Origin of the sequence: Acinetobacter sp. ANC 4218 (assembly GCF_002135245.1) — a bacterium.
Taxonomy (GTDB): Bacteria; Pseudomonadota; Gammaproteobacteria; order Pseudomonadales; family Moraxellaceae; genus Acinetobacter.
Window position 1 is genome coordinate 1 of the sequence record NZ_NEGD01000029.1, and the last position, 7193, is coordinate 7193.

10 protein-coding genes and 2 pseudogenes are annotated in these 7193 nt (G+C 42.5%); 1 reads left to right on the plus strand and 11 read right to left on the minus strand.

Annotated elements, in window-relative coordinates:
* Nucleotides 1-127: pseudogene (locus tag B9T38_RS16380) on the minus strand (IS256 family transposase); the annotation flags it as partial.
* 128 nt (nucleotides 128-255) lie between these two features.
* Between B9T38_RS16380 and B9T38_RS16385 the strand changes: the two are divergent.
* A complete protein-coding gene (locus B9T38_RS16385; protein WP_086197781.1) occupies nucleotides 256-624 on the plus strand; it encodes a hypothetical protein in 369 nt (122 codons plus the stop codon).
* Nucleotides 625-630: 6 nt separating this feature from the next.
* Here B9T38_RS16385 and B9T38_RS16390 read toward each other — a convergent pair whose 3' ends face one another.
* From B9T38_RS16390 to B9T38_RS16435, 10 genes and pseudogenes are all read right to left on the minus strand, one after another.
* A complete protein-coding gene (locus B9T38_RS16390) occupies nucleotides 631-1143 on the minus strand; it encodes a hypothetical protein (RefSeq protein ID WP_086197783.1) in 513 nt (170 codons plus the stop codon).
* Nucleotides 1144-1175: 32 nt separating this feature from the next.
* Nucleotides 1176-1439 carry a ubiquitination-like system serine protease family protein gene (locus tag B9T38_RS16395; RefSeq protein WP_086197785.1) on the minus strand — a complete coding sequence of 88 codons (264 nt, stop codon included), beginning with the start codon at nucleotides 1437-1439 and terminating at the stop codon, nucleotides 1176-1178.
* Nucleotides 1439-1942: a lysozyme gene (locus B9T38_RS16400; protein ID WP_086197787.1), complete on the minus strand. Its 504-nt coding sequence runs from the start codon at nucleotides 1940-1942 to the stop codon at nucleotides 1439-1441. Before B9T38_RS16400 ends, B9T38_RS16395 begins: the two co-directional genes overlap by 1 nt.
* Nucleotides 1929-2183 carry a holin gene (locus tag B9T38_RS16405; RefSeq protein ID WP_086197789.1) on the minus strand — a complete coding sequence of 85 codons (255 nt, stop codon included), beginning with the start codon at nucleotides 2181-2183 and terminating at the stop codon, nucleotides 1929-1931. Before B9T38_RS16405 ends, B9T38_RS16400 begins: the two co-directional genes overlap by 14 nt.
* A 68-nt stretch (nucleotides 2184-2251) precedes the next feature.
* Nucleotides 2252-2485 (minus strand): hypothetical protein, encoded by a 234-nt coding sequence (locus B9T38_RS16410; protein ID WP_086197791.1) that lies wholly within the window; start codon nucleotides 2483-2485, stop codon nucleotides 2252-2254.
* A complete protein-coding gene (locus B9T38_RS16415; protein WP_086197793.1) occupies nucleotides 2478-4484 on the minus strand; it encodes a hypothetical protein in 2007 nt (668 codons plus the stop codon). Before B9T38_RS16415 ends, B9T38_RS16410 begins: the two co-directional genes overlap by 8 nt.
* A 13-nt stretch (nucleotides 4485-4497) precedes the next feature.
* Entirely contained in the window at nucleotides 4498-4890 is a 393-nt protein-coding gene (locus B9T38_RS16420) for a hypothetical protein (protein ID WP_086197795.1), read from the minus strand.
* Nucleotides 4887-5240: a hypothetical protein gene (locus tag B9T38_RS16425; RefSeq protein ID WP_086197797.1), complete on the minus strand. Its 354-nt coding sequence runs from the start codon at nucleotides 5238-5240 to the stop codon at nucleotides 4887-4889. Before B9T38_RS16425 ends, B9T38_RS16420 begins: the two co-directional genes overlap by 4 nt.
* Nucleotides 5233-6432, minus strand: a complete 1200-nt coding sequence (locus B9T38_RS16430) for a hypothetical protein (RefSeq protein WP_086197800.1) — start codon at nucleotides 6430-6432, stop codon at nucleotides 5233-5235. Before B9T38_RS16430 ends, B9T38_RS16425 begins: the two co-directional genes overlap by 8 nt.
* Before the next feature lie 52 nt (nucleotides 6433-6484).
* Nucleotides 6485-7193: pseudogene (locus tag B9T38_RS16435) on the minus strand (hypothetical protein); the annotation flags it as partial.

The window sequence follows — 7193 nt, forward strand, 5'->3', positions numbered from 1 at the left end:
GTTCGGCATTGAGAGCCGTTTCAACAGTGAGTTTAGTCAACAATCGGGTGAATTGGTTGAGATCGTCTTCTGTTTTGATTCCTTTAGCAAATTCTGCTGCAAGGTCTTTTAGTTTTTGTTCGTTCATCATGTTGCCTGACTCCGTTGTGAATATGAACATAGCAAATTCAGGCAATTACACAATTTAATTTACAGTCTCCCACCTGCATAATTTGGTTGTTCACTCTACCCTTTTTTTATATAGCATTAACTGGGATGGGACCTCATAACAATATTGATAGGTTCTTTGAGTATCTAAGCCATTCACCCGCTTTATTCACCCTCACGGCTGTCCAATTTCTTGAAGTGATTCTATTTCCATTTTCTGTCTTGATTGCCATAGTTATTTTACTCGCAATGAATATTGGTTGGTTAATGAATAAAAAAATTCATCCATATCTTGTTTATTTTGGTTCATTTTTTGGAATAGTCAATTCAATATTTGCTCTTGCTGTTTCCTTGTGGTTTGGTTTTGGTTTGCTTTTAATTCCCGGTATTTGGTTTGCCTGTTACCTGGTACGTTGGCATTTGAGAGCTGAGCCAACACCCACGGATACTTTGATTAAATATAAGGCTAACTTATAAAAGCCCTCACTTGAGGGCTTTATCTTCTGGCCAAACGTTACTTAATCTTTCGACATCAATTGCGTGGCCATCTGCTTTTTCTGCCATACTTCGATATTCTGCTGTGCAAGCTTCGAGTAACTCATTGTTGGTAACGGTGTACTCAATAATGGTTTCTTTGGGAGCTGTGGGCAAACGTTTGTTGGCTTCACTGAGCTGCTTTGACAACCCACTAGCAGCCAGGTCAGCACTACGAGCAGCAGCATTTGCATCTTGTATTTTTTTAATCGCATTTTGTTCTACCTCAATATATTTATCTGACCAAGCTTTTTCAGTGATGGCCTTCTGTTCTTTGGCTTTTACTATCGAATCTTGATAAGGCTTAATTGCCTTGGCCACACGCGAATCACATTCAGTTTCAGCTTTGCGTAAATCACCAGCCAAACTATTAACATGCCATGTTTGAAAAAATAAGCCCAATAAAAGAACGATAATCAAAGTCCAGCGCTTGTTATTCCAAATCCATAAAAGTATTGGCATTAGAATTCCTCAACTGGCAGCAAATCAACGGTTTAACCAGCTAAACTGTGATTACAATCAGATAAGAATTGAATCTTCCCGTCAGTGATAAATGAGTGGCATTGGCTTGGATGACCTTGATTTACCATCAATGATGGTGTGAATGTTGGAGCATCTAAATTCCCATTAAAGCCCCATCGGATGCGATGCTGTTCACCAACATGGATAGGATGTAAGGTTTTGCATCCTGGGCACTCAATGAAATAGATACCATTTGATTCAAGCAAAACATTACTTACTTTTTTAAACTCATTCATTACTGCGCCCCCATACATTTTTGATAACGATCAACTTGCCGGGTCCATACGCCATAGCAGTTGTTGGATCGTACTGAGCAATCCTTTTTGGCGACATATTTCCACTTCAGTAGCGACTGGCAAGCTTGGACATATTTGCCCTGCTTTAGATTGCGGAGCATGGATGAGTTGTTCCAGTTCTGCTGGCCAAAGTTGTATGTGAAGTCAAGATAGGTGTCATATTCAACTTGAGACAACTTAACCCCCTGCAGAGATTTGCGGAAAGTAACCTCGTCTTTGGATACGTGAGCCTTTGCCCACTCTTGAGCTGTCTTTCGAGTAATGGCTGGATCTGTCATTTTGATTGACTGGCCATTTGGTTTTACGGTTGAGCCGATACCCTGGGTAACTACTCCACCGCCATCTTTGTAAGGCTTTGCCGAATAGCCCTCACGTATTTCTAAAGACGTAAAAAAAGCAGCCGAAGCTGCTAATAGCACGACTGAAATTTTAGTCTTTGACATTACATTCACCATTTAGTTTTCTCTTTGTGAGCTCATGAATTTCTTTTTCGCGTTGATTCCGCTGCCACGAAAAATAGACATTGATGAGTAAGCCAAGTACAGCAACACCAATACCAACCCACCCCATCCAATCAATACCCATAAAAAAACCGGCTGCACTTGCTGCACCGCCAGTTACTGTTGCTTTTGATCCTAAAGCTGCTGCAGATGTTTCCGCTACTGCTGCGGTGGTTTCAGACATTTCGCCCCCTATATTTTTCGCAATAAAAAAGCACCCGTTTGGGCGCCATTGGTTTGTTTTTACTTAAATTAAACTTCAATTTCTGAATGTGACCCACTGGGCGCAGGTCGCAAAATAACTTGATTTGCAATAAACACCCTGGCACCCAAATTGTAAGCTGTACCCGATGTGCACAATACCGGACCAGATCCACCATCAACCTGTACCCGATATTCAGGATGATTCACCGATGTAATGGTGCCACGGTATTCAGCATGGGTTGGATTGAGAAGCTTTCGTAATTCGAATAAAGGATTAGTCACGGCTGATACGCTCCACTGTAATAGTTTCATTGACCTTTTCATGCGAGAAGCTACCACTTACCCCATCGATGACACCCCACCACTGGCCATTAAAAGCAATTGATTTACCTGGTAGCATTTCGCCAATTGCTTGGCTTACCGGAAGGTCTGCAAAGCTATGTAGCTCCTGAATGTTTGCCTTGATCAACTCTACCTTGCCAAAACTAGCACCCGATACCACATTAAACAGCGGTCCTGTGACTGCTTCCAGTGGTACATCGCCTGAGGTTCCACGCTGCTGTACTCTCAAGCTCTCACCGCTGCGACTATTCACAATAGTAATGGCATTGAAATCAGCAATGTATTCATCGTTCTGTTTAATATTTTGCTGTATCACCACGCTTTCAGGGAGCAGAATGTCATAATCACCTACTGTAAGCGAATCCCAGTAGCCTTTCTGATATCGTGGCAAAATAGTGAGTTTATTGCCGGATTTTTGACTGTAGATAAAGCCACCACCGGCATCAACGACCTGTTTAATCGCATCGATTGGCGCAAGTTCTGCGTAGCTCAGGCTTTCAACTGGTACGATCCAGCCCAGCTCATCAATCAGTTTCCAGTCCAGGATAGTATTGGATTGAGCTTGATCAATTTCAGCTTGCACCAATTGCACAGAGGTTCGTTCATTATCCTGGATGAATGAGCGTGAAGGCGCATATTTATCAGAGTTTAAAGCTGTCACACTCCGGCCCGGGTAAGTGTATAGCACACTGGCAAAACGCCGAGTTTCTTCCGGGTCCTCAAGCAGAATATGATGCTCAAATCCATTGATCATGACTTTCAGGATCACTGGCTGACCATTAATTGGTTGAAGCTTTTCTTTTTCGGTATGAGCAACTGTCACAGAATAGGTCCAGCACCATTGTGATCGGCTGGTACTGTAGGTGCCATCAATTACTTTAATTTTTTCGCCGGTATCTAATCGCTCGGCTGTTAATACATTCACGATATACCACCAGTTTCTGTTCGGTAGTGCAGGAATACAGTCATCTGCACCAAAATTTAGAACAACATTGTGTGAATCAACGTCATGACACAGACAAATAAAATTGAGATCTGCTGAGCCAACATATTCAGGTAACTCAGGCTTTGGCCAAGGTTGAACCGGATGTTTGCGATAATGAATAGCTTTGGCTTTATCCCACGGTAAATTAGACTTGGCGACAATCTCAAGTCCTTTATCCCACTCAAACGAAAAACGATGCTCAAATACTTGAGCCACTTCATGTGAATAAGTAAAAGTCTTATGCCTGCGAATCATCTCCTGCCAGACTGTTTCACGGTTATGCTGTAGCTTGATTGTTTCCTCATGCACATATCGCTGATGAATAAAGCATTTATCACCCTCTTCCCAGATCACATATGCATCAGAACTTAAACCGGTTGCCTGCTCATGTAGCGACCTAATTGCACGATTCAACGACCCTGCTTGCTCATACCAGAGATTTGCCTGATTGGAAATTACCAAGCCCTGATCATAAAAAAGAGTCTCATTTGAGACTCTTAAGATTGGCTTGGCCCAAGGGATGTCTGTAGTGCTTAAGGATGCCATGGCTTTTTGGTAGCGCATATCAAAACCATAGGACACACCTACCAGATGATTTATATCGAATAAAGCTTCAAATTGAGGGTTAAATTCAGTTTGAATGACCGCATCCACTGCGCAATATTGATCAATTCTGACTGTAGATAATTCAACTATAAAACCAATTTGCAGTTGCACATCTAGCTGAGCTAACTGACCTGTAACCGCACTAAAACCGGTATTAATCCGTGCATCTAGTACATCATTGCTATAGCTGACTGCCTTAATTTCAGCAACAATCGCTGTACTTATTACACCATCAAGAAAGGCAAGATTTTGACCGTCAGCACCAAAGTTAAGATCAGTGGACCCTGTGGCTAAATCCTTAAAGTCGAGATTTACTTGATAACCATCTGGTGGAATATAATTCGACACATGTCCACCTCATTTATGTTGATGGTCTTAGAATCAGTGAATTCATCATAAGTGTGCTGCCTAACACCAAATCAGGATTGGTCAGTGTGATATCAGGCCCAACGGCAAAATCCGCAACAGCTTTTCCATCACCGCTAAACAAGCGTGCCCAAACTGCGGTACCTGATTTTATAACTGTAGCCGCATCGGTCTGGTTTAGTTCTATATGGTCAGTATTTACCTGCTTGATTGAAGGCTTAGGCAGCGTCAATGTAACTAATCTGGCACCAATATTTGCCTCTTGAGTCACATCTACAGGTTTGACATCATCATAAAAAATAAAGGTAGCGTTTGCGCTACCTTGATCTAAAAAATTTGCCAGTGCTTGGAGCTGAGCCAGTCCGGCGGCTAAAGAGGTTTGAATCATTCTGACACCACCTTGTCGGAGATTACTGCGTTATATTCTTCATTTGGGTCAAAAGCCACAATAAAGCATTCCAGGCCTTTTGCTATATTTCTGAAAGAATAAGACCCATCTGGCTTTGATGTGGTTTCCCAAAGTAATTGCCTGTTTGAGCGCTTAAAACAGCAAACTGGAACCGGTGAAAAAATATTACCTGTTTTTTTTGTAGTGCCCTTGATTACTCCAAGCCCCTGATCTTCACTTAATACAGAAATTATTGGTTTGGGTATTTTTAACACCCAATACCCCATTGCAGATAGTTTTTCTTGGTTTGGTGTATATCCACCATAAAAAACCCTGAAGATTTTAAGCAACTTTAATCTCCTCCACAGGTACTGCAAAAAACACAGCGTTTTGTGCTGTAGTTCCTGATGCAATGTAGTGCTGCGCCACCAAGTTTTGCAGATCAATGTCCTGCGTGATGATTGGAGAAGTTGCACCAGTCACGGTTGGGGCATTACTGTTCGAATATTTGCAGATATACAGACCATAAGCATACCCAAGGTGCTGTTTGGTACTTCCCTCGTAAATCGGAATAGGCTCTGCAGTAGTTGTATTAAACGAATCTAGTGAAATAAAAGAGTTGTAAGCCTGTGGCACAGTAAACAGCGTCTGAAGTGCATTTGAGCCCGCCACATGAACAACGCGGATATTTCCTATATAAGCTTCGGCATTGGACAACTGCAAAGAACCACCCGTTCCACGCTCACCCCATAAAACCGGATAGCCTTGGCTATATTCTGGATGAATTGCACACGGCAGCACAGCACCAATACGCCCCCAGCTTGCCTGCTGGTTGTTACTGGTCATGAGTACAAAATGATACAAACTGCCAACTAACATGGCTCTACCCAACGTTGCAAAGCCTTGTGCATAGGTGTAGTTGTTTGAAGTGGCATTTGCTACTGATGACATTTCCCATCTAAACCCACTAACCGCACCTACCGTAGTAATTGATGCATTGTCCGTCATGGTGTTTGGATCATCAATCATACCTGTAGAAAGATTCACGGATTTACCAACACAGGGCGCAATACAGTTACGTGTCGTTAAAACATCCTGAAAACACAATCGCAAATAGAGATCGGATTCATCCAGTGATTTAAATTTGTAGACGTGGATATATGTTGATTCATAAACCAATTCATATCCAAGCGGTGCAATGCGTGTGGTAAAGCCTGCAGATATAGAACCCAGCGCTTCATCCAAAGTGAAGGTGATAGAATTGGTTGTGACTGAATCAATCCAGAACTCACCATCGTTAATCGCAGCAAGATCCCCTGAATCCACTTTTAGAACACGATCCGCAACATAACCATGCACACCACCATAGGTAAATGTGACCTGATTGCCCAATACAGTGACACTCAACACAGTTTGCTCGTTATAACCAAGTGCCAACATTTTTTTAAAGCGATCAGGGAACAGGTTTTTTGAGCCTGCGCAAAAGTCTAAGCCAACGTCTGAAAAATCAAAAAGCTTGGTTTGGGTTTGCTTCATTGCCATTTTATTTGCTCATAAAAAAGACCGCATCAAGCGGTCATATTTGATTTTAATTTTAAACAACGCGGTCAAAGTCACCACGTAGCATGATCTGGAACTGATCTGATAAGACTGCTGGCTCTGACTGCCTCACAGTTCTTATCACCCAAACTGGGAAGTTTGCTGCAATGGTATTGAAACGCAGGACATTGCTATTTGCCCAGCCGCTACCCCATCCTTCTTTCTTGATGGTGAAATACGGCACCCCAGTCACCGGATTCAGAGGAGCATAATCCACACTTGGGGAGCCTCGAAGTGATAGCTCACCAGTGTATTCACCGACACATTTAAACTCAGTAGGACTAACAAACTGGATATACCAGCGTTCTTGAATCGCACCTTTATTTGTTACTAAAAGCGGATATAAAGCATCGTTATAGTTTGCCGAGATGGTTGCACCAACTGGCTCATCATTCCATGTACCACTCCAGGATCCCTGCACAAACTTGCGCGTATAGCGTGCCTGTATATCACCAACAACCAGTGCCGATCCCACAATGGTATCTACTGCATCATAGTTATGTGTTAAGGGTTTGGTGAATGTCAACTGGCCATTGATCTGCACATCACGAATCAAGCCCATATCCTGATATCGATATTTAACTGTCAGTGGTGCAACCAGATTACCCATTGTAAAGTCACCGCCAAGCGTCACACGACCATAATCATAATCGACCGTGTACAGATCAAACGGTACTTTCGTTCCGTTTGTATCTTCCAATTCT

What these genes read in the sequence shown, in the direction of transcription:
- B9T38_RS16385 (WP_086197781.1), top strand. Translation starts at nt 256, where the DNA reads ATGGGACCTCATAACAATATTGATAGGTTCTTTGAGTATCTAAGCCAT.
- B9T38_RS16390 (WP_086197783.1), bottom strand. Translation starts at nt 1,143, where the DNA reads ATGCCAATACTTTTATGGATTTGGAATAACAAGCGCTGGACTTTGATT.
- B9T38_RS16395 (WP_086197785.1), bottom strand. Translation starts at nt 1,439, where the DNA reads ATGAATGAGTTTAAAAAAGTAAGTAATGTTTTGCTTGAATCAAATGGT.
- B9T38_RS16400 (WP_086197787.1), bottom strand. Translation starts at nt 1,942, where the DNA reads ATGTCAAAGACTAAAATTTCAGTCGTGCTATTAGCAGCTTCGGCTGCT.
- B9T38_RS16405 (WP_086197789.1), bottom strand. Translation starts at nt 2,183, where the DNA reads ATGTCTGAAACCACCGCAGCAGTAGCGGAAACATCTGCAGCAGCTTTA.
- B9T38_RS16420 (WP_086197795.1), bottom strand. Translation starts at nt 4,890, where the DNA reads ATGATTCAAACCTCTTTAGCCGCCGGACTGGCTCAGCTCCAAGCACTG.
- B9T38_RS16430 (WP_086197800.1), bottom strand. Translation starts at nt 6,432, where the DNA reads ATGGCAATGAAGCAAACCCAAACCAAGCTTTTTGATTTTTCAGACGTT.